Raw genomic sequence first — 23,781 nt, forward strand, 5'->3', positions numbered from 1 at the left:
TCCGGCACAATGCCGGGCCGGGCGGCAGCGATCTGAGCCCCGTCGCTGTCGCCCCCTGACCCCTCAATTTCAAGGAAAGCATCATGGAAAAAGTTACTGTCAGGCTGACCATGCCGTGGCCGACCGCTGCCGGCCTGCGTCGCCCGTTCGAAGGCCCGCTCGAGGTTTCATCCGAAGAAGCGGAACGGATCGTCGCTGCCGGCGGCGGCGAGATTGTCGAGGACGAAATCGAGAAGCCGAAAAAGCTGACCGCCGCTCAAAAGAAGGCTGCTGCCGAAAAGGAGGCAGCTGAGAAAGCCGCTGCTGAAAAGGAAGCAGCTGAGAAAGCCGCTGCTGAAAAGGAAGCAGCTGAGAAGGCCTCTGCCGAAAAGGAAGCTGCAGAAAAGGCAGTAGCCGATAGCGCCAAAGCCTGATTCGGCAGCGCGCACCCTTCCACCAAGACTGCCCGATCATCCGGGCGCGAACAGGAGTGACCTCAAATGAAGAACTTTGTGCAGATGGGGGCGATGCTCGCCCTTGCCGCGCCCTATGCTGTCACCAGCGGTCAGGGCGCGCTTGTTGGTAGCCTGTTCGGGGTTGCCAGTGTCGATCTCGCCGACGGCGCGACCGGTGAATTCGGCATCGAGGGCGTCTTCGATCTGACGAAGGTCGGGTCGCAGGCCTGGACGGTCGGTGCGAAGATCTATTGGGACAACACCAATCGCCGCTGCACCACGGTTTCGACCGACAACACGTTGATCGGCGTGGCTGTCGCGGTGGTCGCGAGCGGTGCGGGCGATACCATTGGCCGCGTACGGCTCGGCATCGTCGCTTAAGGTCAGCTTGCTGGGTTAGACGCTTCCGTTTCCGGGTTTGCGGCCTGCCATGTCTCTCAACTTTCCCATCCCCCCGGGAGCCAGTGGGCGGGCAGGCCGCAAACGCAAAGGAATTTCGCTTATGAAGACGATCCGCATCTACACGGCCACCACCGACAATGGCGGGAGCTATCTGCCTGCCGGGTCGGCGGTCAATGTCGGCGACGCGCCGGGCGAGATTGCCGAGGCGCGTGCGCAGGCGATGATCGACGAGGATCTGGCCGCAGGCCCGCCGCGCAGGCCGCAGCGCGCCCGAACTCCAGTCCAGCCCGATCATACCTCGGACGAAGCCGAGTAAACCATGACCGATCTTCCGGGCGGGGAGGCTGCTGCGCGGGCGATCCGCGCGGCGATGGGGAAGCGCGTGCGCTACACCGGCGCGGGCGTCACCTCAAAGTCGGTAATCGCCGTCCGGTCGAACGCCGCGGCGGGTCTGTTCATGGAGAACAACCAGAACGTCCGCCAGCTCAGCTTCGAGATCGGCAAGGAAGACCTGACCGGCGAGCCCGACAAGGGTGACATCGTGATCGAGAATGACGGCGCGGGCGCGATCTGGGCGGTGATCGAGCATGTCGACCGTGCCGATGTCGATGCCTGGGTGGTCCGGGTGAAGGCGGCGTCATGACGGCAATCCGCGAACAGATCTTCGCCGCAGTCGAAACCCGGCTTGCAGCCATCATCAGTCCGGCGGTGGCCGAGGTAGTGCGGATGCCGTCAGGCGATCCGTCGCGCTTCCCGGCGCTGTTCATCTTCGACCAGGGCGACCGCCCGGCCGAGGAAGAGGAAGAGACCGACACGATGGCCTTCGTGATGTCGCTCGGCATCGATGGCTTCGTGAACGGCGATGCGCCGCACAGCGCGGCCAATGCACTTTATTCGGCGGTGGTCGAGGCGCTGTTCCCGCAGCCGGTGCTGGGCGGCCTCGCCACCGAGATCCGCGTGTCGCGGCTCGACATGGCGGTGGCCGAGACGGCCCGCGATCACCGGCTCGGCTTCGCGCTGGAGCTGACCATTCTTTATCACACGCGGTTCGGCGAGCCCCAAGAACCCGCATAGCAACCTGCCTGACCCTTCTGCCTGAGGAGCACCTGTCATGACTATCAAGCTGCGCCATCGCAACGTCGCGATGCGGTTCAAGATCGAAACCACCGAGGGCACCGATGCTTCCCCCGATGCGACCAACGCCTTTCCCTTCGAAGTCGACGGCTACGAATATAACAGCCCGTTCCGCGCCGAAGGTTCGCAGGAAGCGAACGGATCGATGGCGGCCTCTGCGCCGCTGGTGATCGGGCAGGCTGCGGATATCAGTATTCGGGTGCGGATGAAGGGCGCGGGCGCAGGCTCGACCTATGCTGCCGAAGTCAAGCCGCCGCACCACGATCTGCTGGCTGCCTGCGGTTGGCGCGGGCTGTTCAACGCCGCCGTTGCCGCCACTGCGCTCGCCGCCGGTACCACCAGCGCGGCAACGCTCGCCACACCGTTTTCGAGCACCGCGCAGACCTATCGCGGATTGCCGCTGGTTCTGTCGGGCGGTTCCTCGGGCGGGCGGATCGCGCATGTCAGCGATTACACCGGCGCGCGCGTCGCATCGCTGACCGATCTGTTCGGCACGGCGCTCGACACCGAAGTCACCGCTGCCCTGCCCGCCAACTGGAGCTATGCGCCGACCAGCCCGGCCGATGCCACCGCGCGCGCTTCCGATCACCCGTCGGGCACGCTCTACATCTACGAAGACGGCGTGCTGCGGAAGTTCTTCGGCCTGCGCGGCATGGTCGATTTCGCGGGCGAGACTGCGCGCCCCGGCTTCATGACCTTCCGCTTCATGGGGATCTACGGCGGCAAGACCGATGTCGCGCGCGTCAGCGACAGCGTTCCCCAGCATGTCGCGCCGATCCTCGCGATGGGCACCGGGGGCGTCACGCCTTCGGTGGTGATCGATCGCAAAAGCCTTGCGGTGCGCAACTGGGCGCTCGGCACCAATCAGCAGATGGAAGTCAGCGACGATCCGAACACCTCCTACGGTTTCGGCGCAAGCGAGCTGGCGGGCCGTGCCCAGGTGCTGACCCTCGACCCGATCGAGACGCTGGTCGCCAACCGCGACGTGATCGCCGATATCGAGAACGGCACCCGCTACACCGGCGTGATCCGGTGCGGCACGGTGGCGGGCAATCGCTGGTCGATCGCCTTGCCGCTGCTGCAGCCCGCGCAAGCCTCGCCCGGCCGGCGCGGCATCTTCCGCACCGAAGAGCTTTCGCTCAACGCGCTGAACCCGGGGGCTGGCCCGTCGACGCGCGATTCCGAAGCCACCCTCTGTTTCTACTGAGGACGGCCCGATGCAGGATCACGTGTGGTACCGCCCCGGCGAAAAGAAGCCAGACCCCAAGAAGAAGGGCAAAGCCGCCTCAAGCAGCGAAGCGGTAGGCGAACAAAAAGGTCCCGGCTTTCGCATCCGGATGGCCAGCCTGATCGAGCGCGGCGAATTCGACGCCGAGCTCGACGGGCGCCATTCGGCGGCTTCGGTCCCTAACTTCGTAATGCTCGAAACGGCCATCGCCGGGGTGGGCGCATTGCTGGAAGGCGACGAAGCAGAGGAAATCACCCAGCTGCTGCGTAGCTTCCACAGCGAGGCAGGAGCCAAGGATGATGGCGGCGAGCGCGCCGGGGCAAGCGCGACCGAGCGGGCGCAGATCGCGCAGGTCGAAGATGTGCTTAAGAAAAGCTGGCCCGCTTACCGACAGCTGATCGAACAGAGCGCGCGCTATCGCAACCTGATGCCGCTGCTGGCATTCCAACGGTTCGTCGACGGTTTCGAGAATGTCACCGGCACCGATGGCAAGCTGGTGGAATTCGAGCGTGATGCGAACGGACAGATCCCGGACACAGTGTTGCGACGGATCCACCCCGCCCTGCTCTACGCGGTCGGCAACCGCGCCTATTCCTTCCAGTATTCGGTGGGTGAGGAAAAAAACTGAGGGCCGCCTTTGCGCTGTTTACCGTACCGGGAGACTTCCGGTTGCCGCGCAGCGTCGAAGGCGGATGGGAAATCGGGGGCTTTGCCTTCGCGGAAAACCCGCGCTTTACGTGCCCGCGCTGGGCGCTGGCGTTGGTCGAGACCTGGGCGCGGCTGCGCAGTGCGCGCGGCGGTGGGATGCACGGGATGGGGCCGCAGGTGCTGCCGCGCGGCGGCGGCTATCTGGACCAGCCCGCGCTGGCGATGGAAGCGTTCGAAATGTTCGACCGCTGGCTTGAAGAGGGGCGGCCCGGTGGGCGTGAAGCTTGACGTCGAGAACGCCGAGGCGGTCAGTTACGAAACGCGCGGGGAAATTTACCGCGCCGCCACGCGGGCGGTGCAGCGGGCGACCCGCAGCCTCGAACAGGATCTCGAAGTGCAGACCCGCGCCGCGGCGAAAGGCAATGCCTGGCGCGCGTGGAAAAGCGAGGTCTATCCCAAGGGCAACGTCCCCGCCAAAGACCCTACCGGTGAGGTCTTCGGGAATGGAGGGCGCCGCACGCAGGGCCTGATCGAATACTGGTCGCTGCCGGGCACCAACCGCGCAGTCGGCAACAAGTACCTGGCGGTGCCGTTGAAGGCGGCGCTCGGCACCAGTCTGGGCCGCAACATCAGCCCGCGGCAGTGGGAGGGCCGGTATCGTGCCAAGCTGCGCCCGCTGTTCCGGCCGGGGAAAACGCCGCTGCTGGTGGCGGACGGGGCGCTGGGGCCGGGAGGTTTCACCTTGCCGGAACGGGCGGCAGCTATGCGCCGCGGTGGCCAGCGGCTGACCAAGACGCAGACCATTGCGGTGTTCGCGCTGATCGAGGAACAGCCGCACGCCAACCGGGTGTCGATCGGGCGCGCGGTGGACCGTGCGACGCGGAAGTTGGCGGGGGAATTTGCGACGGGGCTGTCGCGCCTCAACCTTTAGGGTGGTCGCCGATGCCTACGATCCGGTGCAGCGTGCCGGCGAAGCAGTACGGCACCACCACCAGCGCGCCCGCCAGCGCGAAGTCACCGATTGCAGGCTCTCCGCCGAGCGACCGGACGACGCCGAAGAACAGGACGATGAACGCCAGCAGGCCGCCCATCAGGGTGACCGCGTTGGCGACGTGAAGAAGGAAGCGGTCCACTGGTCAGGTCTCCGGTCGGGGTGATCCCGTCCGCGAATACTCGGGCAATTCCGCAGATTTATCAAGGTTTCTAAGCAGGCTGTCGGGGAAACCGGCCGGCCTTTTCGCAATTTGGAGCATGGCATGGCGCGTCAGGATGTGATCATCAGAATGCGCCTTGCGGGCGAGGATTTCGACCGCGAGTTCAAGGCCAAGTTCTCCGATCTCGAAGATGCTGCCGATCGCCAGTCGTTGGCGGCGGGATCGCGCTCGGGCGGAAGCTTCATGAAGGGCTTCCTCGGATCGGCAGGGATTGCCGCGCTGGGCACCGCCATCGGTGTGGCGATCAACAGCGCCGCCGATCTCGGCTCGGAAATCGCCAGCACCTCGCGCCAGTTCAACATCGGCGCGGAAGAACTGCAGATCTGGCGGCAGGCTGCCAGCAATGCCGGGGTAACGGCCAGCCAGTTCGACGGATCGCTCTCCAGCCTCACCCAGAAAATCGGCGAAGCCAACGCAGGCAATCGCGCCGCGCAGCAGAGCTTTGTCGATCTCGGCATCGGTTTCGCCACCACCGCCGGGCAGGCGCGCGCCACCGATGCGGTGATGCTTGACCTGGTGCAACGCATCGCCGCGATCGAAGATCCTTCGGAGCGCGCCCGGCTCGGCACGCAGCTGCTCGGCGATGAATTCAAGACGCTGCATCCGCTGCTGCTCGAAGGCGCGGACGGCTTCAACGCCGCAGCGGCCGAGATTGACCGGTTCGGCGGCGCGCTGAGCGCCGAGGAAATCCGCAAGCTCGACGAGACCAACCGCAAGATCGAGGAAATGAAGAACCAGCTTTCGCGCAGCGTCGCGAAGGTGGTGGCCGATAACGCGGACTCGATCAACGCGCTGGCAGACAGCCTGTTCAACCTCGCCGATGCCTCGATCAAGGCGACCGGAGACTTCATAACGTTCCTCAACACGCAGGCGCGGTACGATCAGGCGGTCGCCGCCCTGCCGCGCGGGCTGACCGGCGAGGCGCGCGAAGGTGCGATGGCCGATCTGGACCGGCGCTTCGGTCGGCGGGAAACCGTCACCAGCACCGCGCTGGGCGGGTTGATCAAGTTCAAGGACGTTCGCTTCCAACCCGGTGTCGAAAGCGACTGGGCCGGTCCCGGCGGTTACCTTTCGCGGTTGGCGAACGATCAGGCCGATGCTGCTGCGCCGACTGTCACCGGCACCGGCAGCACGCGCCGGGGCGGCGGTTCGCGCCGCAACCCGACCCAATCCGCTGCTGAGAAGGAAGCAGAGCGCGCTGCCAAGGAAGCGATCCGCAACGAGGAACAGCTGCGCGATGCGCTCGCCCGCACGCTGCGCACGCAGGAGGACAGCGCGGCCGTCCAGCGCATCCGTTCGGAACAGGGCGAGGTCGCCGCTGCCGCTGCAGAGGCCGAGCTGGCGTTTCTGCGCCAGCACCCGCTGGCGGTGAACGACACAGTCGAGGCGCTGGCCGCCGCGCTCGGGATCACCAGGGAACTGACGCAGGCCGACAAGGACCGGCTGCAGCTGCTGATCGACCAGGGCGATGCTGCCGAAGCGGCTGCGGGCAGTGCAGCGGCCACCAAGGCGCAGGCCGAGTTCGATCGCGAGCTCGCGAGGCAGGAGCAGGAGGCGCAGCGCCTTGCCGAGCGGCAGGCCGAGTTCTTCCGGCAGGCGCACGAACGCGCGATCTTCGACGTCGCCAACATCTACGAAACCGCGATGCGCGGCGGGGTCGATGATCTGTGGGATCACTTCAAGGATGAAGGCTTCCGGATGATCGCCGAGGTCGCGGCGCAGTGGACGCTGGCGATGATCTCCGGGCAGGGCTTCGATTTCAACGCGGCGGCAGGGCAGGCCTTCGGTCGCTCTCCGCTGTCGAGCATCTTCTTCGGCGCAGGCGGCGGCGCGGCCAATGATAACGGCGCGACCATGTCCGGCTTCGGCGGCGGGATCTTCGGCATCGGCGGCGGGCTCCCCAGTTACATCACCGGCAGCCCGATCATGCAGGGTGGGGGCGGCATATCCGGCGCGGCAGTCCGCGCCACGCTCGGCCCGCAGGCTAAAGCGCAAGGGCTCCAAAATACTGGCTTCGATCTCGCGCTGGGCGGGATAGCAGGCTCGCTGGTGGGCGGCGGCGGAATGGCCGGGCAACTCGGCGGCATGATCGGCTCAGCCGGCGGGCAGGCGCTGGGCTCCAGCATCGGCGCGCTGGGCGCATTCGGCGGGCCGGTCGGCGCAATCGTCGGCGGCATCCTCGGCAGCGTGCTGCCGAGCTTGCTGTCGAGCACCAAGCGCGGCAGCGTCAACATCGGCAACGCTGGTGGCACACTCGGGATTACCGGATCGCGCGGCAATTCCAGCAGCCGCGAAGCCACCGCTGCAGGGGGTGCGAACAGCCTGATCGATTCCATCTTCCAGATCGCCGAGCAGCTGGGCGGCAGCGTCGACGCAAGCCGGGGCAGCGTCTCGCTGGGCGTGCGCGATAACAACTTCCGCGTCGACACCAGTGGCAGCGGGATCACCAAGACGCGCAATGGCGCGATCGATTTCGGGCAGGATCAGGAAGCCGCGATGCGGTTCGCCATTCAGGACCTGATCAAGGACGGGGTGATCACCGGCATCAGCCAGGCGAGCCAGAACCTGCTGCAGGGTGGCGGGGATCTCGAAGCGCAGATCGAAAAGGCGCTGATGATCGAGGCGGTCCCGCGGCTGCTGCGCGAACGGCTCGATCCGCTCGGCGCGCAGCTGGATGTGCTTTACGACAAGTTCAAGGCGCTGGCCGATGCCATGCGCGAAGGCGGGGCGAGCGCGGAGCAGGTGGCCGAGGCCCAGCGTCTTTGGGAGTTGGAAAAAGCCGATGCCATTTCCAGCATCGGCGCGGCCAGCCAGACCCTTGCCGATTTCCTCTCCAGTCTCAACGCCGGATCGAATTCGCCCCTTTCGCTGCGCGAACAGCGCGCCGAGGCGGAACAGCAGCTCGCACCTTTCCTTGCCCAGATCACCGATGCCGAGGCGGCGCGTGCCGAGGTCGAGCGTCTGCGTGCCGGCGGTGCCAGCGCCAGCGAGGTCGAGGCGGCCGAAGCTGCCGCGCGGGCTGCTGCTGCTGCCATCGACCAGAGCGGGTTCACGCAGGCCAGCCAGCTGCTGCTGTCGATCAGCAGGCAGGGCAATGCCAGTTCCGGTGCGTTCTTCTCGGACTTCGACCGGATCCGCGAGCTGACCGGATCCGCGATCGGCTTCGTCGACCAGGCGAGCGCACGCGACGCCGACAATCGCGATCCGTTCAGCCAGGCGATCGCGAAGAACACCGAAGACGCGGCCTACATTCTTTCCGATGTGCGCAGCATCATGCAGGCGGTGAACGATAATATCGCCGTGCTGGTGGGCGGCGGCTACGGCAGCGGCGGCGGCTACACGCGGCAGCCACGAGGGTTCACTGCATAATGCCCGCTCTGCCCGCCGATATTATCCGCGCCACCCGGCGCGCGCGCATCGTCACGCGCGAGGATGCCGCGATCAAGACACGCTTCCCCGCCGCGCGCGATCAGGCCACTGCGCCGGAGCCCGGCTTCTTCGAAAGCGCAGCCAATGCTGCCACCGTGCTGGCGCTGAAAGCGGTGCTGACCGGCAGCTTCCGGCGGCGGTTCACCGTCGCGATCGACGAAGTGCTGTGGATCGATCCGACCGTTGCCATCCCGGTCTATCATCTGACCGATACCGAACTGGGATTTGACGGGCCGGTGCTGGTGACCCGCTGGCGGGTGGACCTGAATGCAGAACGCACCGAACTTGAGGTAGTGGGCTGATGGCGAACGCGCTGCTTTTCCGCCCGCTGGACTGGGCCACGATTACCGCCAGCAACACGGCATCCGGCTTTGCGGCCAGCAATCTGGCGCCGCATCCCGTGCCGCGCATGGGGCGGATCTGGCGTTCGTCGACCGGCAGCGCAACGCGCAGCCTGACGATCGATCTGGGTTCCGATCAGCCGCTCGATACGATCGCGCTGTTCGGGATCGCTTCTGCCGGCGGCGCGCCGGGTGCTGGCTGGACCTGGTCGATCGATCTCGCCACGGCGGCGCAGGGCGCGTTCTCCGGTGCGTTCTGGGCCGGTTCCTCGGCCACGCTGCTGGCAGGCACGGTCCGCCCGGTGTCGGGCAAGGGCAAGGCCTTGTGGCTGGCACCGGACGGCGCACCGGCTGCTGCGCGCTATGTCCGGATCAACTTCGCCAATCTCGCCAGCGCGGCGATCGATGTCGCACTGGCGGCGATCGGGCAGCGGTTTCAGCCGGAGCGCAACTATGCCTACGGCGCGGCCTTCGGCGTGCGCGATCTGGGGACGCTCGATTATAGCCCGCGCGGGGTGGTGCTGCGCCGCCCTGGTGCGAAGCTGCGCGGCATGGGCCTGACCTTCCGCAGCGTCCACCGCGACGAGGTGGAAACCACCCTGCAGCGGCTGCTCGAACGCCTCGGCAATACCGATCCGGTGGTGCTGATCAGCGATCCCGACGCGCATCCGCAGCGCGAGAACCGGATGGGCATCGGCCACCTGACCGGAAACCTCGGCACGGTGCACCGCGTGCCCGGCTTCTTCCAGTCGGAAATCAACTTCGTGGCGGTGGACTGACATGCTGACCGTACTGGTGCAGATTGACGCGCAGGACGCGTCGGGCGGAGCTTTGCCTGTCCGCCTTGCCAGCCATGATCTGCCCGAGCTGTGCCATCTGGGCGGCGATCAGTGGGATCCCGCCATCGCGCAGCTGCCCGACTTCGCGCTTGATTTCTTCGGCGGGGCCTTCGCCGGGCAGGTGACCGCGCCGCGCACCGGCTTTTCGGTGATGACCACCGGGGTGACGGGATTCGCGGCGACCGCTTCTGCCCGCGCGCGCTTTGCTGATGCGCGGGTGCGGATCTGGGTTGGCGATATCACCAGCGCGGCATCTGCCGATCTCGGCCCGCTGACCTTGCGGTTCGACGGGCGGCTGATCGGTGAACCCGAAGTCGATGACGCCGCACGCCTCGCCCGCTTCGAAGCGGCGGTGCAGGACAGCTGGGCCGACGATCCGCTGCTGCCGCTGTTCGCCGGGACCGGCGCGATCGAGGGGCCTGCCGATCTGACCGGCCAGCCCAAGCCGCTGGCGCTGGGCAACGTCCGCTTCGCGCGCGGCGTGCTGATCGACGGGGTCGACAATGTCTGGATGGTGTCGAACGGCGCGGTGCAGGGCATCAGCGCGGCTTACGATCGCCTAGTCAGCCTTGGGCCGAGTTCGGGCAATCATGCCAGCCTGGCCGCGCTGCTGGCCGCCAGCATCCCTAACGGCAGCTGGGCAACCTGCCTTGCGCAAGGGCTGGTCCGCACCGGCGCGCCGCCCGATGGCCGGGTCAGCTTCGATGTCCAGGGCAGCAATGCCGGCACCGGCGGTTATGCCCGGTTGCCCGGCGCGATGATCCGGCGGATTGCCGATCTGGCAGGCGGCACGGTGGATGCGGCCAGCCTCACCGCGCTCGATAGCGCGCGGCCCTACAATCTGCAGCTCCAGCTGTCCGAGCAGACCACCGCGCGCGAAGTCATCGCGCGGATCGCGGACAGCGTGGCGGCGGTGGCCGGGGTGTCACTGACGGGCGAGCTGTTCGCGCAGCCGCTCGGGATCGGGTCCGCTGGCGAGACGCTCAACGCCGACGGGACCAGCGCGCTGCGCGTGCTGGGTGTCGAGGAACTGGCCAAGGCCGCGCCAAGCTGGAAGCTGGCAACCGAAGCGGAGTTGACGTTCGAGGTTCACTCTGCCGATGAAGCCGCGTTCTCATACCGCTGGCAGGGCGAATATTCGGCCACCCGCGTCTACCGGATCGATGACGTGGTCACCGGCCCGGATGGGGCAAGCTGGGCCTTCATCAATGCGACCCCGGCAGCGGGGCAGGCACTGCCGGTCTGGCCGACCACATCGAACGCGCACTGGCGGATCTTCTCGGTGCCGGGCGGTGCGGGCGTCACCGTTGACGAGGACGGCAATATTCAGGGCATCGGCGACGGTGCAGGCACGCCGGTAAGCAACATCGGCGTGGTGCTGACCGGCACGCTGGCAGCGCGCCCTGCATCGGGCGCATTTATCGGCCAGACCTATCTGGTCACGTCCGGTGCCAGCCTTGGCCTGCTGTCGCGGTGGAGCGGTTCGGCGTGGGTCGATGGTCCGACGCGCAACACGGGCGCGGCCAATGCGGACGGGCTGGAGGCGATCGACGCGGGCGGTCCCCTGTTCGTCGGCACGGTGCCTGTCGCCAAGGCTGACTCAGCTTTGCAGAATACGAATGTGGTGCTGACCGGCCTGTTCTCGGCTCGCCCTGCCACCGGCGCATTTATCGGGCAGACCTATCTGGTTACGTCCGGTGCCAACCTTGGCCTGCTGTCGCGGTGGAGCGGTTCGGCGTGGGTCGATGGCCCGACGCGCAATACCGGGGCACTGAACGTTGACGGGCTCAATGCGGTGGACGCTGGCGGGCCGCTGTTCGTCGGCACTGTTCCGGTCGCCAAGGCTGACTCAGCTTTGCAGAACACGAATGTGGTGCTGACCGGCCTGTTCTCGGCTCGCCCTGCCACCGGCGCATTTATCGGGCAGACCTATCTGGTTACGTCCGGTGCCAGCCTTGGCCTGCTGTCGCGGTGGAGCGGATCGGCGTGGGTCGATGGCCCGACGCGCAATACCGGGGCACTGAACGCTGACGGGCTCAATGCGGTGGACGCTGGCGGGCCGCTGTTCGTCGGGCAGCTTCCGGGCGTGCGGATCAATCAGGATACGGCGGGCAACACCATCGCTGATCCGATTGAGGGCGCGGGGTGGAGTTATGGCGGCGGCGCGGCTTACTCGCTTTCGACCGGCACCACCAATCTCTACAACCGCCACCGGATGACCTTTGCGGCCGGGGGCAGCGATGTCTGGTTCGGGTCTGGCGCGCTGCCCGAACTGCGCCGCTTTGCGGTCAAGCCGGGTGAGGTGTTCTTCTTCTCGTTCTGGGTCTTCCGCCAAGTAGGCGAGACGGGCACTGCTTTGGCGCGGCTTGATCTCTACGGCGCGGACGGCGTTTATCAATCCACGGTCGGGGTGCCTGATGCGGTGACGACCGGGGGGCCGACAGGCTCTTGGTATCAGATCACCGCGCCTTGGACTGCGCCCGAAGGCGTCGGATTTGCGCGCCCACGTCTGACAGGCAGCAGTGTTTCGGCGGCCTCCCGGATTTTCGCAGCGCTTCCCTATTTCGGCAGGCACCAACCCGGCGCAGACGTAACCGGCACCGCGCAGCGCAGCATCGAGCCGCAATTCCCGGTGATCGAAATCAAGCAAGGCGAGGCGGGCAATTCGGGCAACCGCACCGTCACGCATGTCGCCAAGCGCGGCACCGAAGTTTTGACCGGCGGAACGTGGTCAAAGCCATCGCAGAACCTCACCGGGGCGACGGTCACGATCAACTCCAGCACCGGCACAGCCACGATTTCGGGCGTGGGTATCTCCGGGTCCTACACGCCCCGCTATGTCCACACCGATGGGATAACGACCGAGCACACCGTCAACGTCACCTATGTCGCGGCAGTGCCTGCGATCACCAGCGCAAGCAGCATCGTGCGCAGCCCCGGCAGTTCCACCACCTTCGTTTCTGCCAGCAACGAAATGCTGATCCAGATACCGACCGGGCAAACCAGTGCATCGCTGCTCGGCAGCAACATCGAATTACTGGTTGCCGGTGGCCCTGCTGGCGCAACGAACGTCGAAGCGCGCTGGACGCAGGAAACCTCACCGGGGGTTTGGAGCATCGTCGGCACTGCGCAAGCGGCCTCCCCGCACCCAAGCGTCACTGACGAGGGGGGAGGGTTCTTCGCACCAAACCTCGGCAGCCTCACCATCAACCGCACCGCGACCGGCCTGACGGCGGGCCTGTCCTACAAGTTCCGGCTCGAAATGCGAGTTTCGGGCGGAAACATCAAGACCGTCAACACCAACGGCACCGTGACCGCCGGAGCATAAGGAACCACTGCCATGAAGACTTTGATCGCCACCATCGCCCTTTTCACCATCGCAGCCTGCACCCCGACTGAAACGGGCGGCGGCGAAGAAACCCATCCCGATTGCGCGCCCGGTGCCGAGTTCTGCGCGGATTGAGCGGGCTCGAAGACGCGGTCGCCAGCGTGCTGGCGGGTCACGAGGCGCGTGTCTGCGTGCCTGGCAAATGGGTGGTCTGGTGCGATGGCGACCAGGTGAAAGTGGAAATCAAGACAAGGGTCGCAAACCAGTGAATGAAAACAGACACCCGCAGCCGGAAGCCGACCCGATGGTTTACCTGATGCGGCACAATGGAAAGCGCATCGCGGTCTGCCTGTCGACCTTCGGCAAGTGGGCCGCGGGCGTTACCGCAACTCTCTTCACCGCCGGTTTCCTCGCCACGTTCGGCCTGATCTGGTCGAGCGCCGAAAACAGCCGCGAGGCGCTGAGCGAGATCCGGCAGGTGAACAGCACCCTGACTAAATACCAAAGCGACACCGACAAACGGCTCGACCGCTACGAAGCCCGGCTTCGGCGCGTCGAAGAACAGGACAAGGACGGTAGACAATGACTGATCCCCGCAAGCCGATCTTCGACGCCGTGCGCGCAGCGGCGCCCGGCAACCCGTTCAACGCCCCGGGCATGATCGACATTCTGCATCGGGCGCTGGATGTGCTGAATATCCCCCGCACCAGCGCGGCTGCAGCTCACCCCTCGCCGCATCCGACCAAGGAACCGCGCTGGCTGATCGAGGCGCGCGCCCGGATTGGCGAGAAGGAAATTCCCGGCCCGCGGCACAATCGCTGGATCGCCGAAGGATGGAAGCGGCTCGGCGCGGGATGGTTCGTTGATGACGAGACGCCCTGGTGCGGCCTGTTCGTCGCGCACTGCATCGAGCACGCGGGCCTGCCCTTCCCCAAGATGTTCCCGCGCGCGAAGGCCTGGGCGGATTGGGGAAAGCCCTGCCCGCCTGCTGTGGGCGCGGTGGTGGTGTTCGGCCGGCAGGGCGGCGGACATGTCGGTTTCCTCGTCGGTGAGGATGCGGGCCGGTATTACGTGCTGGGCGGCAATCAGTCGAACGCGGTCAACATCATGCCCATCGCCAAGAGCCGCATGGTGAAGAACGGTATTCGCTGGCCCTCCAGCCTCGCGCTGCCGACGCCGGGCCTGCCGAAGATGACCGGGGGCGTGGTTTCCACGAACGAAGCATGAAGCTGCCCCCGATGAACATGGCGACCGCTCGGGTGCTGGCCGGTGCCGGAGCTTTCGCGCTGGTGATCCTTGTGTTCACCACGATGCTGGTGCGGCCGGAGCTGGCCGAGAACGACCTTTTCAAGAGCCTTGCCCAGGCGATCGTCATTCAGGGGCTGATCGGCCTCGTCATGGCGTTCCTTTTCACTGGCAAGAACGACAGCAGAGGGGACGACGGATGATCATACCTGCATCGCTTGCCAAGCCGGTGTTCGGCCTGGCGCGCTGGATATGGGGGCTGATCGTCCTCGCCGTGCTGGTGCTGCTGGGCTGGTGGGTGGTGGCAACCCTCATCGGCGGGAGCACCGCCAAAACCGAAGCCAAGCTGGGCAGCAACCAGACCAAAGCCGCGCTGGAAAGCGGGGCCGATGCTGTCGGCACGATCGGCACGCAGGGCGCCGCCGAAGACACGATCGACGCAACCACAAGCGAGAATGCAAATGCCATACGCTCTGCCCCGGGCGCGGACACGCCAGTGCCTGCTGCCGTTGATGCTGTTGGCCGTGAGCGGCTGTGTAAGCGCGCCGCCTATCGTGTCCGCCCAGAGTGCCTGCAGCACGCTCCTGCCGACTGAATGGCGCGCGGGGGTTCCGGGCGCGGATCTGCCTCAGGGCGACAGTGTCGGCGAGTGGGTCGCCTTCGGCGATGCGCAGACCGGGCAGCTCGACAAGTCCAACGATCGCTACCGCGCCGCCGTCGGCATCGTCGAACGCTGCGAGACCCGCGACCGTGAGGCGGTGAAGCGCTCGCGGCCCAAGTTCCTCGGAATTTTCTAAACATCTGATCGGAGGCCTTAGATCATGATCACTATTAGGCAGGCCATTGACCAGATCGCGCACTTTGCGGCGGCTCTGGTCATCCTGCTTGTCTTTGCCGAGGGCGGTATCATCGGCGGGGCAGTGGCGGGCTTGGGTTGCGGCCTGATCCGTGAGGTTGCCGAGAGCGGCAATCCTGTCCGGTGGCCTGCCGTGAAGGCGCAACTGACCCAGACCGATGCGCCGCTCGACATTCTGTTCTGGTCGCTCGGCGGTTTCGTCGCGGCCATCATCACCAACTGATTTCAACCGAAGGAATAAACCATGGGAACTTTCGCTTCTGCCTCTCGCACCACTGGCGCAAACGCCGCACGTGATGCTGCTATCAACGCCGTTGCTGCCACGCTGAACAACGGGACGGTTCGGATTTACTCTGGCACGGCACCGACGAATGCGGACGCGGCGCTTTCGTCCAACACCTTGCTGGCGCAGGCCACGCTCGGCGCAACAGCGTTCGGCGCGGCATCGTCGGGCGTTGTCACAGCGAACAGCATCACCGCTGATAGCAGCGCGGACGCAACAGGCACGCCTACGTTTTTTCGCTTGCTGGCATCGAACGGCACAACGGTTGTCTATCAGGGCACCGCAGGCGCTTCGGGGCAGGAACTGAACCTGTCTGGCCTTTCGGGTGGCCAGATCGTGGCGGGCGGCTCGGTGTCGATCTCGTCGCTCACCATGACGCAGACGGCAAGTTACGCTTAAGCGGGCTTGATCGGTGGCAAACCCCAATCCCGTAGAGGGACTGACTCTAACACAGGCCTTCACTTCTGGCCCTAGCATCGGCATGAACACCAGCGGCGGTGTCGCAGGCCAAGTTGATAGAAACAACCCCTGTATCTTTTCGGTTGATATCACCATGCCGAGCGGGACGCCGCACGGCTTGATTGCGCACTTTGGGGGTGCCGGTGAGGGCGCGTCATTCGGGTGGAATAGCGGCACGTTCACCGTTCGCGGCGGGCAAGGAAACGCACTGCCAAGCAGCGGCGCTTTTGCTTATGCAGGAACCGGGTTCTGGTCTGCGGATGAGAGTTTCGTTCTTACTGTCGAATACGATGTCGCCAATAACTCGATCCGTGTTTGGAAGGACAATGACCTTCTATCACTGACGCAGACGAGCAGCGGCACCCGAACAAATTGGGCAGGCACTGCGGGTGGCGGCTTTATGTCCGCCGAGGTCAACCCTTGTGTTGGCGATCCGTCTGATATTTTCAACGGGTCTGCTGACAGCGACCTCCGCTATTACGAAAACCAGATTTCGACATGGGAGGAAGCCCCCGCTGGTGCCGATCCAGTAACCGGCACTGGCGCTGCATCTGCTCCTGCTCTGTCCCTTGGCGCAACGGTTGCGGCTGCGGGCGCGCTGGCGCTTGCGGCGATCACCGGGACGTGCGCTGCCACCGCGCCAGCCCTGTCGCTGGCCTCGCCAACAGCCACGGCGAGCGGTGAGTTCGCTGTCAATCCTGCCTCTGGCAGCGGCACGGCATCTGCCCCTGCGCTATCTCTCGGCGTTACGGCCACAGCAAGCGGTTCCTATGCAATCGAGAATGTCACGGCGAACGGCACAGCGATTGCACCGGCTATCACGCTGGGCAGTCCCGCTGCGTCGGCATCGGGCGAATGGAGCGTTGATCCGGTAACAGGAACGGGCGCAGCAACCGCCCCGGCAATATCGCTCGGCGCACCGCAGGCATCGGGCGCGGGGCAATTCACCGGCTTGTCGTTCACCGGCACAGCCACGGCCAGCGCACCGGCTCTTAGCCTTGGCGCTCCGGTTGCCAATGTGACGGCGGCCTATGTGATCGAGGTCGTCACCGGCGAGGCGGTTGCCGTTGCACCGGTGATCACTCTTGGCAATCCGGTTGCAAGCGGCTCCGGGTCATACGTTGCGCCGGGTGCGAGCGGTATCGGGCAGGCGATCGCCCCCCCGCTCACACTTGGCAGTCCGGTTGCTGCTGCGGACGCAGTGTTCGTGTCACTGGTTTACGCCGGTGAAGGTGCCGCAGTCGCGCCCGCCTTATCGCTCGGGCAACCCACCGCAGCCGCGTCGAGCGCTTACGTGGTCGAGGGGGCTACAGGCGAGGCACAGGCGGTTGCTCCGACGCTCACGCTGTCGGCAGTCACATCGGCCACCGGTGAGCAGCAATTTGGGGCGGTGTCGGGCTCCGCTTCGGCAACGGCACCCGCTCTGTCGCTTGGCCAGCCTGCGGGTGCGGGCGAAGGTGCCTTTGTCTCGCTGGTCTATGATGGCGAAGGCGTTGCCACCGCGCCCACGATCACGCTCGGCCAGCCTGCTGCAACTGCTGCGGGCGAATACGTCGCGCTGGGGGCAAGTGGAGCATCCGAAGTTGTCGTGCCTGTGCTGGTGCTTGGACAACCGAGCGCATCTGGCGTTGGTGAACTTGCCTTTGGGGTAGTGTTCGCATCCGGCAATGCTGCAGCCCCTGCCCTAAGCCTGTCTGCCGCGTCTGATGCTGCGGGGCTGCACATCAGGCCGGTGGCGGCATCGGCTGCTGCTGTCGCACCTGTCCTGTCGCTGGCCACGCCTGACGCTGCTGCGGTAGGCCAGCACGCGATCGGCACAGTCGCTGGCGCGGCAATCGCCGCTGCTCCCGGCCTGGTCCTGTCGCAGCCGCTTACCGCAAGCGCTGGCGATTTCGTGCCGCAACCGGCGCAGGCTGTCGGTGATTTGGGCGCGCCTGAGCTGGTGCTGTCGGCCACGGCCGGCGCGGCAGGCATCTACACCGATTTCGTGGTGGTTCCGCCGTCGCTCGTATTCGAGGTGACTGCGGAGCAGGCATTATTCCGAGTTGCGCCCGAGCAGACTGTTTTCTTGGTCGAGCCCGAGCAGACTGTTTTCTTGGTCGAGCCCGAGCAGACTGTTTTCTTGGTCGAGCCCGAGCAAACCATTTTCACCGTCACACGAAAGGCAGGCTCATGAATTACGAATTCCGCCCAGTGATCAAGGATCCGCAGGCTGTGCAGTTTCACGGCATGGACTGGAGCACGTGGTTGCAAGAGGGTGAAACGATTGCAGACCGTGAAGTAATTTCCAGCGTTGCCGACGAACTGGTGATTGATCAGGTTACTGATGCCAACGGTAAGGTGAGCTGGCGCGTGAGCGGCGGTACCGACGGCACGGACTATCTCGCCACCTGTCGGATCACAACCAGCATCGGGCGGATCGAAGATCGGAGCCTGCCGTACCATGTGCGCGAGAGATAGGCAGCGATCTCGTACAAATCTCGTACAGGGTGAGTTGCAAAGTCGGCGATTTCCTGCGATCAATCAACGCCGAAGGCCAGAAGGCATCCGACCTTCACACGGGTGGGGTCACAGGTTCAATCCCTGTCGCGCCCACCATTCCCGCCGATCATGGCGAGAATGGTGCTGCCTTTCCTACAGCCCGGATGGGCCAAATTCCCCACCATGCTTGACCGCGCGGGCGTGTTCGCGGCAAGGCTTGCTTTCGTCGAATTGGCACATGCAAGCGGGAACACACAATGGGCAACACAATCTGGGGGCGGGGCCTCATCGTGCTGGCCGCAATGTGGGCGATGATGCAACCGGCCGGGGCGCAATCCTTCATCGAAGGCCGGTTCGATCCTGCTATCCCGGCGCTTGTCGATACGGTCGGCCATGCGCCCGGCACGCGCATCACCTCGCCCGACCAAACCTATGCCTATCTCAATGCGCTGGTCGCCGCCGCGCCGGAGCGGACCCGGATGGTGCAATATGCGACCAGTTGGGAAGGCCGCCCGCTCTATTATCTGATCCTTTCCGCTCCCGAGAACATCGCGCAGCTGGATGCGATCCAGGCCGATCTCGCCAATATCGCCGCCGGGCGCGCCTCGAACGGCACGGCGCTGCCTGTGACCTGGCTGGCCTATGGTGTGCACGGTAACGAAATCTCGTCCACGGATGCCGCGCTGATGACCGCCTATCACCTGCTCGCCGCACAGGGCGACCCGCGCGCCGAACGGATCATGCGCGAGACACTGGTGGTGATCGACCCCATGCAGAACCCGGATGGTCGGGCGCGGTTCGTGAACAACTTCCTTGCCGCCAGCGGGATCGATCCTGCAGCCGACCGGCAGGCCGCCGAACATGACGAACCTTGGCCGAGCGGGCGCGTGAACCACTACATGTTCGATCTTAATCGCGATTGGTTCACTCTCTCCCAGCCAGAAACCCGCGGCAAGGTTGCCGCGATCCGGCAGTGGAACCCGGTGGTGGTGGTAGACCTGCACGAGATGGGCGGGGACGAAACCTATTTCTTCAGCCCGGCCGCCCAGCCGTTCAACCCCAACCTCACCCCGGCACAGGTGCGCGCCTACGAGCTGATCGGGCGGGCCAATGCAGCGGCGTTCGATGCGCGGGGAGAACCCTATTTCACCCGCGAGGTCTATGACCTGTTCTATCCCGGGTACGGCGACACCTGGAACGCGCATCAGGGCGCGATCGGCAGCACCTATGAACAGGGTTCGGCGCGCGGGCTGGTGTTTGAACGTCGCGACGGGACGCAGCTGACCTATGCCGACGGGGTACGCAATCACTTCACCGCCAGCCTGGCGACTGCGGGCGCGGTGGCTGACAATCCGGAGCAGTTCCTTTCGGACTTTGCGCAATATCGCGCTGCCAATGCCAGCGGGGCTGCCGGGCGCGGCACCTATCTGATCGATCTGGCTGAGCGGCGCTGGAATGCCGAAAGCCTTGGGCGGCGGCTCGCCGCACAGGGCATCACGGTGCTGCGCCGCGATGGTCCGGCCAGCGCCTGCGGTCGTAGCTTCCCGCAAGGCTATCTCGCAGTGCCGCAGGCCCAGCCCGCCGCGCGGCTGGTGCGCAGCCTGCTCGACCGCGACACGCCGCTGCCGCCCGACTTCCTCGAAGAACAGGAACGCCGCCGTTCGCAGGACCTGCCCCACGAGCTGTATGACGTCACCGCATGGTCGGTCGGGCTGATGGCGGGGACAGATGTGTTTCTGTGCAACAGCGCGGTTTCGGGCGCCCCGCTCGCGCCGGATGCCCCAATTGCGCCGATGATCGAAGGCTCGGGCGCTTTTGCCATTGCCGTGCCGTGGAACGACAGCGGGCAGGCGCGCTTCGTGACGCTGGCACTGCGTGAAGGGCTGGATGCGCGCGTCACCGACAAGGCGTTCGCCAAGGCGGGCCGCGAATTTCCGCGCGGCACGGTGGTGTTCCCGGCAGGCAGCAACACGCCGGAGCAAATGGCGCGTCTCACCGCCCTCGCCCGCGATGTCGGCGCGCATACGGTTGCGCTCGATTCGGGCTGGGTCGATAGCGGTCCGAACCTCGGCAGCGAAAGCTTCGTCCGGCTGACGCTGCCCAAGGTGGCGGTCGCTTGGGATGACGGGATCTCGCAATTGAGCGCAGGCGCAATGCGCTATGTGCTCGAACGCCGCATCGGCCTCCCGGTCACCCCGATCCGCACCCAGCGCCTCGCCCGCGCGGACCTTTCAGATTACGATGTGCTGCTGGTTCCGGAGGGCGATCCGTCGGCGGCTCTCGGCGATGCAGGCCAGCGCAACATCCGCGATTTCGTGCGCAAGGGCGGCGTACTGGTGGCGATTGGCGACAGCCTTGAAACCTTCAGCGGCGGCGACACCCCGATGCTCGCCGTCAAGCGTGAAGCCGCGCTGGGCCGCGAGCCCGGATCGGACGACGGCGACAAGGGCGCATCGCTCGCCGAAGCGGTCGAAATCGCCAGCGATGCCGATTACCGCGAGGCGATCAAGGATGAGCGCGCCCTACCCGATACCCTGCCCGGCGCGCTGCTGAACACGGTTGCCGAACGCGATCACTTCCTCTCAGCAGGCTATGATAGCGGCGCGGTGGTCCTGGCGAAGGGAACGCAGATCTTCACACCGCTGGACCGGGCCGACGGGGTCAACGTACTGCGCTTCGCCGCGCCGGATGGCCTGATTGCCAGCGGCTATGTATGGGACGAGAACCGGCGCCAGCTAGCCTACAAGCCTTACCTGATGGCCCAGCGGCAGGGGCGCGGTCTGGTGATCGGCTTTGCCCATGATCCGTCGGAGCGGGCCTATCTCGATGGGCTTGATCTGCTGATTGCCAATGCCGTGCTGGTCGCGCCGTCGCGGGTGCGATGATGCGCCAGAGGCATGGTAAAATCTGACCTAGGATAGTCATGCGGATTATGTCATGCCTTGGGCATGGCGCTGTTCGAAGCCCTTGTTGTTGCCCATGTGGTCACCGGAACGGTGGGGCTGGCAGCATTCTGGGGGCCGATCGTCACGCGCAAGGGCGCGGCCAATCATCGCAAGTGGGGCAAGACAGCGTGTTGCGGCTTTCTTGGCGCGGGGTCGCTGGCCATCGCAATGGCGCTGCTTTCGCTTTATGGGCCCGAGCAACGACACCCTGAAGTGACCGACCGCGCATTGTATGAGGGGTTGTTCGGCTGGATGATGCTGTACCTCGGCACGCTCACTATCGGCTTTGTCGATTATGGCCTCGCCGTGGTGCGCCATTCACGCGATCGGCGGGCGCTGCGCAGGCTTCGCTATCAGGCGGTGATCGCGGCAGTGGTGATTACCGGCGCGTGGTGCGGGATCTATGGGTTCACTGTCGGGCACCCGCTGATGATGCTGGTCGCCTTCATCGGCATCGTCGCCATGATAATCCAGCAAGTCTACATCTGGCGGGCCAGCGATCCCCCGCGCGGCACTTATATCGGCGAGCATTTCCGGGCGCTGATCGGCATGGGCATTTCGGCCTATACCGCTTTCATGTCGGTCGGCCTGATCCGCCTGGTGCCCGACCAGGTGTTCAACCCCGCGATCTGGGCCGGGCCGAGCGTAATCGGTGTCAGCCTGATCCTGTATTTCACGATTCGGGCCAAACGGGCCGGCACGCCCAAGGTCTCAGGCGTTCGCCCACATCCGCAATAGGTTGGCGATGGTCTTGTCGAGCGTGAGCAACTCGGCCGATTGCAGCGGCAGCTTCTGGCGTAGCGACGTGCGCAGGTTTTCCAGTTCGAACAGCATCTCGCGGCGGCCCCCATCGGCGATCAGGCTCTCGATCCACCCCACGCAGACGACGCGTTCGCCGCGGATGACGGGGCGCACTTCGTGGATACTGGTGGAAGGATAAAGCACCAGATGCCCGGCATTACCCTTGATCTCCTGGTTCATGCCAGCGGCATGGATCACCAGCTCCCCCCCATCATATTCGCTAGGCGGGGTCAGAAACAGCGTGAATGAAATGTCGGTGCGCAAGCGGGCGGCACCCTTCCCCATCAGGGGATTATCGACGTGCGCGCCATATTGTCCGTCCACCCCGGTCTTGCTGATGATGAGCGGAGAGATGCGACGCGGCTGTGCAGCCGCCTTCACCACTGCGTTTTCGGCGATCAGCGGCAGCAGTTCGTCGTGCATCCGCCGCCCGGAAGATGTGTCCATTGCCGCCTGCAGGTTGCGCTTGACCTCGCGCGCGGTCGCGCCAGCGGTCGAACGTCCGTCACGCCATTCGAGCAGGTCGATCCGCTCCCGCAAGGCGGAAAGGTGATCGGCGTCGTTGAGCGCGTTGATGACAAGGATCATGGACCAGCGCTCTATCGCGGGCCGAGCCGCTTGGGAAGCGTGGGCCGAAGCGGCGGGAGGAGAGGACACATCCCCCCGCCGCAACCCGGCAAACCGATCAGCCGCCGCCCCGCGCAGTGCCTTCGGCGATCATGGCAATCGCCTTTTCGCTCGCGGCTTCGGGCGTTTCCTTGCCTGCCTTGATCAAATCGGCGAGGATCAGCAGATCGTTGGCGATCGCCGTGCCTGCCCCCGCTTCCTGCTCGATGCGCACGCCGCCATTGGCCTCGGCGACTGCGTCCCACTTGCCGCGCACGGCGTCCCAAAAGGTCCTGGTCTTGTCCCAATAGGCCTCGGCCGCAGCGACGTTGTAGCCGTCGAACCGCTCATAGGTGTTGAGCACATATTCCTGCACCACCGGCGTCGGCGCATCCCCCTCTTTCCGGCCCGCGCCGTCCTTGGGCGCGATCATCTTGGTGTTGTCCTGCCAGTGGATCCAGCCGGTGGGGGTGAGCTGGTGGCGGTTGATGCCCATATAGTGATCGTAAACGGGGTTGCGGATCGCATCGCGGCGGGCGAGCGGGCGCGCTGTCCAGTTGGAACGCCAGCGCTTCACGCCGTGGGTGGTCTCCCACTGACCCCAGCCAGCATAGCGTGGGCTGTCGTCGACCTGATAAACCGTCTGCGACCAGCGCCCGGCGCGCATTTTTTCGGGCACTGCGCTCCATTCCCAGCTGTCACCGCCCGCATAGGTCAGGATCTTTTCGGGCTCGTATTCCCAGTCCTGGCGCCAATGCTTGACGATATAGGGGTTTGCGTCGTCGCCGGTCACCAGCAGGTGCTGCAGCACGATCTTGGTACCGGTGTCCTCGATCACGCGAACGGATTCGTAGCCGCCGGATACCTTGCGCTCGAGCGGTTCGTAGCCCTCCATCCACGGTGTCGATTCCTGCATGTCGAAGGTCACCTTGAAATCGCCCGCCATCGCAAGGATGGTTTCACGATCGGCTGCGAAGGCGGCGGCGGCGGCGTCTTCACCGCGCACGATCGGCGCATCGGCCAGCGCGGGGGCGGGCGCGGCGGCCAGTGCTGCGGCGGAAAGTCCGGCAGCGAGGAAAATTCGGGTCAAACGTTTCATGGGGTATCC

The 23,781-nt window shown here is 65.5% G+C and carries 28 protein-coding genes; 25 read left to right on the forward strand and 3 right to left on the reverse strand.

From position 1 onward, the window contains the following. The first annotated feature begins 83 nt into the window (after positions 1 to 83). The 9 genes from J3454_RS14405 to J3454_RS14445 all read left to right on the forward strand — a co-directional run bounded on the left by J3454_RS14405 (position 84) and on the right by J3454_RS14445 (position 4,777). On the forward strand, positions 84 to 413 hold the full coding sequence (locus J3454_RS14405) for a DUF7302 family protein (protein WP_349514451.1): 330 nt from the start codon (positions 84 to 86) through the stop codon (positions 411 to 413). Positions 414 to 479: 66 nt separating this feature from the next. After that, a complete protein-coding gene (locus J3454_RS14410) occupies positions 480 to 815 on the forward strand; it encodes a DUF2190 family protein (RefSeq protein ID WP_349514452.1) in 336 nt (111 codons plus the stop codon). Between the two features lie 121 nt (positions 816 to 936). Further along, a complete protein-coding gene (locus tag J3454_RS14415; protein WP_349514453.1) occupies positions 937 to 1,152 on the forward strand; it encodes a hypothetical protein in 216 nt (71 codons plus the stop codon). Between the two features lie 3 nt (positions 1,153 to 1,155). Then, entirely contained in the window at positions 1,156 to 1,479 is a 324-nt protein-coding gene (locus J3454_RS14420; protein ID WP_349514454.1) for a hypothetical protein, read from the forward strand. Continuing rightward, complete coding sequence (locus J3454_RS14425; protein WP_349514455.1) at positions 1,476 to 1,910, forward strand: hypothetical protein; 435 nt, start codon at positions 1,476 to 1,478, stop codon at positions 1,908 to 1,910. Before J3454_RS14420 ends, J3454_RS14425 begins: the two co-directional genes overlap by 4 nt. A gap of 37 nt (positions 1,911 to 1,947) precedes the next feature. Continuing rightward, a complete protein-coding gene (locus J3454_RS14430; RefSeq protein ID WP_349514456.1) occupies positions 1,948 to 3,177 on the forward strand; it encodes a hypothetical protein in 1,230 nt (409 codons plus the stop codon). 10 nt (positions 3,178 to 3,187) lie between these two features. After that, positions 3,188 to 3,826 carry a hypothetical protein gene (locus J3454_RS14435; RefSeq protein WP_349514457.1) on the forward strand — a complete coding sequence of 213 codons (639 nt, stop codon included), beginning with the start codon at positions 3,188 to 3,190 and terminating at the stop codon, positions 3,824 to 3,826. Between the two features lie 41 nt (positions 3,827 to 3,867). Further along, positions 3,868 to 4,134 carry a hypothetical protein gene (locus J3454_RS14440; RefSeq protein ID WP_349514458.1) on the forward strand — a complete coding sequence of 89 codons (267 nt, stop codon included), beginning with the start codon at positions 3,868 to 3,870 and terminating at the stop codon, positions 4,132 to 4,134. After that, positions 4,124 to 4,777: a hypothetical protein gene (locus J3454_RS14445; protein WP_349514459.1), complete on the forward strand. Its 654-nt coding sequence runs from the start codon at positions 4,124 to 4,126 to the stop codon at positions 4,775 to 4,777. Before J3454_RS14440 ends, J3454_RS14445 begins: the two co-directional genes overlap by 11 nt. Here J3454_RS14445 and J3454_RS14450 read toward each other — a convergent pair. Then, positions 4,767 to 4,979: a hypothetical protein gene (locus J3454_RS14450; RefSeq protein WP_349514460.1), complete on the reverse strand. Its 213-nt coding sequence runs from the start codon at positions 4,977 to 4,979 to the stop codon at positions 4,767 to 4,769. The two genes, J3454_RS14445 and J3454_RS14450, sit on opposite strands and share 11 nt — an antisense overlap. 123 nt (positions 4,980 to 5,102) lie before the next feature. Here J3454_RS14450 and J3454_RS14455 point away from each other — a divergent pair, with 123 nt between their 5' ends. The 16 genes from J3454_RS14455 to J3454_RS14530 all read left to right on the forward strand — a co-directional run bounded on the left by J3454_RS14455 (position 5,103) and on the right by J3454_RS14530 (position 22,004). After that, a complete protein-coding gene (locus tag J3454_RS14455; protein ID WP_349514461.1) occupies positions 5,103 to 8,429 on the forward strand; it encodes a phage tail tape measure protein in 3,327 nt (1,108 codons plus the stop codon). Beyond that, the gene (locus J3454_RS14460; protein WP_349514462.1) at positions 8,429 to 8,791 is read left to right on the forward strand and encodes a hypothetical protein; all 363 of its coding nucleotides are present in this window, start codon (positions 8,429 to 8,431) and stop codon (positions 8,789 to 8,791) included. The genes J3454_RS14455 and J3454_RS14460 overlap by 1 nt, the downstream gene beginning before the upstream one ends. Next, positions 8,791 to 9,609, forward strand: coding sequence for a hypothetical protein (locus J3454_RS14465; RefSeq protein WP_349514463.1), 819 nt, complete (start codon positions 8,791 to 8,793; stop codon positions 9,607 to 9,609). The genes J3454_RS14460 and J3454_RS14465 overlap by 1 nt, the downstream gene beginning before the upstream one ends. Position 9,610: 1 nt before the next feature. Next, the gene (locus J3454_RS14470) at positions 9,611 to 12,997 is read left to right on the forward strand and encodes a hypothetical protein (RefSeq protein WP_349514464.1); all 3,387 of its coding nucleotides are present in this window, start codon (positions 9,611 to 9,613) and stop codon (positions 12,995 to 12,997) included. A gap of 12 nt (positions 12,998 to 13,009) precedes the next feature. Further along, positions 13,010 to 13,132, forward strand: coding sequence for a hypothetical protein (locus tag J3454_RS14475; RefSeq protein ID WP_349514465.1), 123 nt, complete (start codon positions 13,010 to 13,012; stop codon positions 13,130 to 13,132). Between the two features lie 130 nt (positions 13,133 to 13,262). After that, positions 13,263 to 13,583, forward strand: a complete 321-nt coding sequence (locus J3454_RS14480; RefSeq protein ID WP_349514466.1) for a hypothetical protein — start codon at positions 13,263 to 13,265, stop codon at positions 13,581 to 13,583. Further along, positions 13,580 to 14,224 (forward strand): TIGR02594 family protein, encoded by a 645-nt coding sequence (locus J3454_RS14485; protein ID WP_349514467.1) that lies wholly within the window; start codon positions 13,580 to 13,582, stop codon positions 14,222 to 14,224. The genes J3454_RS14480 and J3454_RS14485 overlap by 4 nt, the downstream gene beginning before the upstream one ends. Further along, on the forward strand, positions 14,221 to 14,445 hold the full coding sequence (locus tag J3454_RS14490) for a hypothetical protein (protein WP_349514468.1): 225 nt from the start codon (positions 14,221 to 14,223) through the stop codon (positions 14,443 to 14,445). Before J3454_RS14485 ends, J3454_RS14490 begins: the two co-directional genes overlap by 4 nt. Continuing rightward, a complete protein-coding gene (locus J3454_RS14495) occupies positions 14,442 to 14,837 on the forward strand; it encodes a hypothetical protein (protein WP_349514469.1) in 396 nt (131 codons plus the stop codon). Before J3454_RS14490 ends, J3454_RS14495 begins: the two co-directional genes overlap by 4 nt. Next, positions 14,797 to 15,039 carry a hypothetical protein gene (locus tag J3454_RS14500; RefSeq protein WP_349514470.1) on the forward strand — a complete coding sequence of 81 codons (243 nt, stop codon included), beginning with the start codon at positions 14,797 to 14,799 and terminating at the stop codon, positions 15,037 to 15,039. The genes J3454_RS14495 and J3454_RS14500 overlap by 41 nt, the downstream gene beginning before the upstream one ends. Before the next feature lie 24 nt (positions 15,040 to 15,063). After that, positions 15,064 to 15,321, forward strand: a complete 258-nt coding sequence (locus J3454_RS14505; RefSeq protein ID WP_349514471.1) for a hypothetical protein — start codon at positions 15,064 to 15,066, stop codon at positions 15,319 to 15,321. A gap of 21 nt (positions 15,322 to 15,342) precedes the next feature. Next, positions 15,343 to 15,780, forward strand: a complete 438-nt coding sequence (locus J3454_RS14510; protein WP_349514472.1) for a hypothetical protein — start codon at positions 15,343 to 15,345, stop codon at positions 15,778 to 15,780. A gap of 460 nt (positions 15,781 to 16,240) precedes the next feature. Beyond that, positions 16,241 to 18,016 (forward strand): hypothetical protein, encoded by a 1,776-nt coding sequence (locus J3454_RS14515; RefSeq protein ID WP_349514473.1) that lies wholly within the window; start codon positions 16,241 to 16,243, stop codon positions 18,014 to 18,016. Next, positions 18,013 to 18,300, forward strand: coding sequence for a phage fiber-tail adaptor protein (locus tag J3454_RS14520; RefSeq protein ID WP_349514474.1), 288 nt, complete (start codon positions 18,013 to 18,015; stop codon positions 18,298 to 18,300). The genes J3454_RS14515 and J3454_RS14520 overlap by 4 nt, the downstream gene beginning before the upstream one ends. A 278-nt stretch (positions 18,301 to 18,578) precedes the next feature. Further along, positions 18,579 to 21,206, forward strand: a complete 2,628-nt coding sequence (locus J3454_RS14525; RefSeq protein ID WP_349514475.1) for a M14 family metallopeptidase — start codon at positions 18,579 to 18,581, stop codon at positions 21,204 to 21,206. A 63-nt stretch (positions 21,207 to 21,269) separates the two neighbouring features. After that, positions 21,270 to 22,004: a SemiSWEET family transporter gene (locus J3454_RS14530; protein ID WP_349514476.1), complete on the forward strand. Its 735-nt coding sequence runs from the start codon at positions 21,270 to 21,272 to the stop codon at positions 22,002 to 22,004. Here J3454_RS14530 and J3454_RS14535 read toward each other — a convergent pair. Then, positions 21,978 to 22,655 (reverse strand): Fe2+-dependent dioxygenase, encoded by a 678-nt coding sequence (locus tag J3454_RS14535; RefSeq protein WP_349514477.1) that lies wholly within the window; start codon positions 22,653 to 22,655, stop codon positions 21,978 to 21,980. The genes J3454_RS14530 and J3454_RS14535 overlap by 27 nt on opposite strands. Before the next feature lie 97 nt (positions 22,656 to 22,752). Further along, positions 22,753 to 23,772 carry a DUF6607 family protein gene (locus J3454_RS14540; protein WP_349514478.1) on the reverse strand — a complete coding sequence of 340 codons (1,020 nt, stop codon included), beginning with the start codon at positions 23,770 to 23,772 and terminating at the stop codon, positions 22,753 to 22,755. Positions 23,773 to 23,781 lie beyond the last annotated feature (9 nt).

It is taken from the genome of Erythrobacter sp. NFXS35, assembly GCF_040148725.1.
Classification (GTDB): domain Bacteria; phylum Pseudomonadota; class Alphaproteobacteria; order Sphingomonadales; family Sphingomonadaceae; genus Erythrobacter.

Bases quoted from the DNA above. Each gene is read 5' to 3' on its own strand.
- J3454_RS14490 (WP_349514468.1), top strand. From the start codon at position 14,221: ATGAAGCTGCCCCCGATGAACATGGCGACCGCTCGGGTGCTGGCCGGT.
- J3454_RS14405 (WP_349514451.1), top strand. From the start codon at position 84: ATGGAAAAAGTTACTGTCAGGCTGACCATGCCGTGGCCGACCGCTGCC.
- J3454_RS14430 (WP_349514456.1), top strand. From the start codon at position 1,948: ATGACTATCAAGCTGCGCCATCGCAACGTCGCGATGCGGTTCAAGATC.
- J3454_RS14470 (WP_349514464.1), top strand. From the start codon at position 9,611: ATGCTGACCGTACTGGTGCAGATTGACGCGCAGGACGCGTCGGGCGGA.
- J3454_RS14535 (WP_349514477.1), bottom strand. From the start codon at position 22,655: ATGATCCTTGTCATCAACGCGCTCAACGACGCCGATCACCTTTCCGCC.
- J3454_RS14520 (WP_349514474.1), top strand. From the start codon at position 18,013: ATGAATTACGAATTCCGCCCAGTGATCAAGGATCCGCAGGCTGTGCAG.
- J3454_RS14530 (WP_349514476.1), top strand. From the start codon at position 21,270: ATGGCGCTGTTCGAAGCCCTTGTTGTTGCCCATGTGGTCACCGGAACG.
- J3454_RS14460 (WP_349514462.1), top strand. From the start codon at position 8,429: ATGCCCGCTCTGCCCGCCGATATTATCCGCGCCACCCGGCGCGCGCGC.
- J3454_RS14495 (WP_349514469.1), top strand. From the start codon at position 14,442: ATGATCATACCTGCATCGCTTGCCAAGCCGGTGTTCGGCCTGGCGCGC.
- J3454_RS14425 (WP_349514455.1), top strand. From the start codon at position 1,476: ATGACGGCAATCCGCGAACAGATCTTCGCCGCAGTCGAAACCCGGCTT.
- J3454_RS14510 (WP_349514472.1), top strand. From the start codon at position 15,343: ATGGGAACTTTCGCTTCTGCCTCTCGCACCACTGGCGCAAACGCCGCA.
- J3454_RS14410 (WP_349514452.1), top strand. From the start codon at position 480: ATGAAGAACTTTGTGCAGATGGGGGCGATGCTCGCCCTTGCCGCGCCC.
- J3454_RS14435 (WP_349514457.1), top strand. From the start codon at position 3,188: ATGCAGGATCACGTGTGGTACCGCCCCGGCGAAAAGAAGCCAGACCCC.
- J3454_RS14525 (WP_349514475.1), top strand. From the start codon at position 18,579: ATGGGCAACACAATCTGGGGGCGGGGCCTCATCGTGCTGGCCGCAATG.
- J3454_RS14455 (WP_349514461.1), top strand. From the start codon at position 5,103: ATGGCGCGTCAGGATGTGATCATCAGAATGCGCCTTGCGGGCGAGGAT.
- J3454_RS14515 (WP_349514473.1), top strand. From the start codon at position 16,241: ATGTCCGCCGAGGTCAACCCTTGTGTTGGCGATCCGTCTGATATTTTC.
- J3454_RS14420 (WP_349514454.1), top strand. From the start codon at position 1,156: ATGACCGATCTTCCGGGCGGGGAGGCTGCTGCGCGGGCGATCCGCGCG.
- J3454_RS14485 (WP_349514467.1), top strand. From the start codon at position 13,580: ATGACTGATCCCCGCAAGCCGATCTTCGACGCCGTGCGCGCAGCGGCG.
- J3454_RS14465 (WP_349514463.1), top strand. From the start codon at position 8,791: ATGGCGAACGCGCTGCTTTTCCGCCCGCTGGACTGGGCCACGATTACC.
- J3454_RS14540 (WP_349514478.1), bottom strand. From the start codon at position 23,772: ATGAAACGTTTGACCCGAATTTTCCTCGCTGCCGGACTTTCCGCCGCA.
- J3454_RS14415 (WP_349514453.1), top strand. From the start codon at position 937: ATGAAGACGATCCGCATCTACACGGCCACCACCGACAATGGCGGGAGC.
- J3454_RS14505 (WP_349514471.1), top strand. From the start codon at position 15,064: ATGATCACTATTAGGCAGGCCATTGACCAGATCGCGCACTTTGCGGCG.
- J3454_RS14475 (WP_349514465.1), top strand. From the start codon at position 13,010: ATGAAGACTTTGATCGCCACCATCGCCCTTTTCACCATCGCAGCCTGC.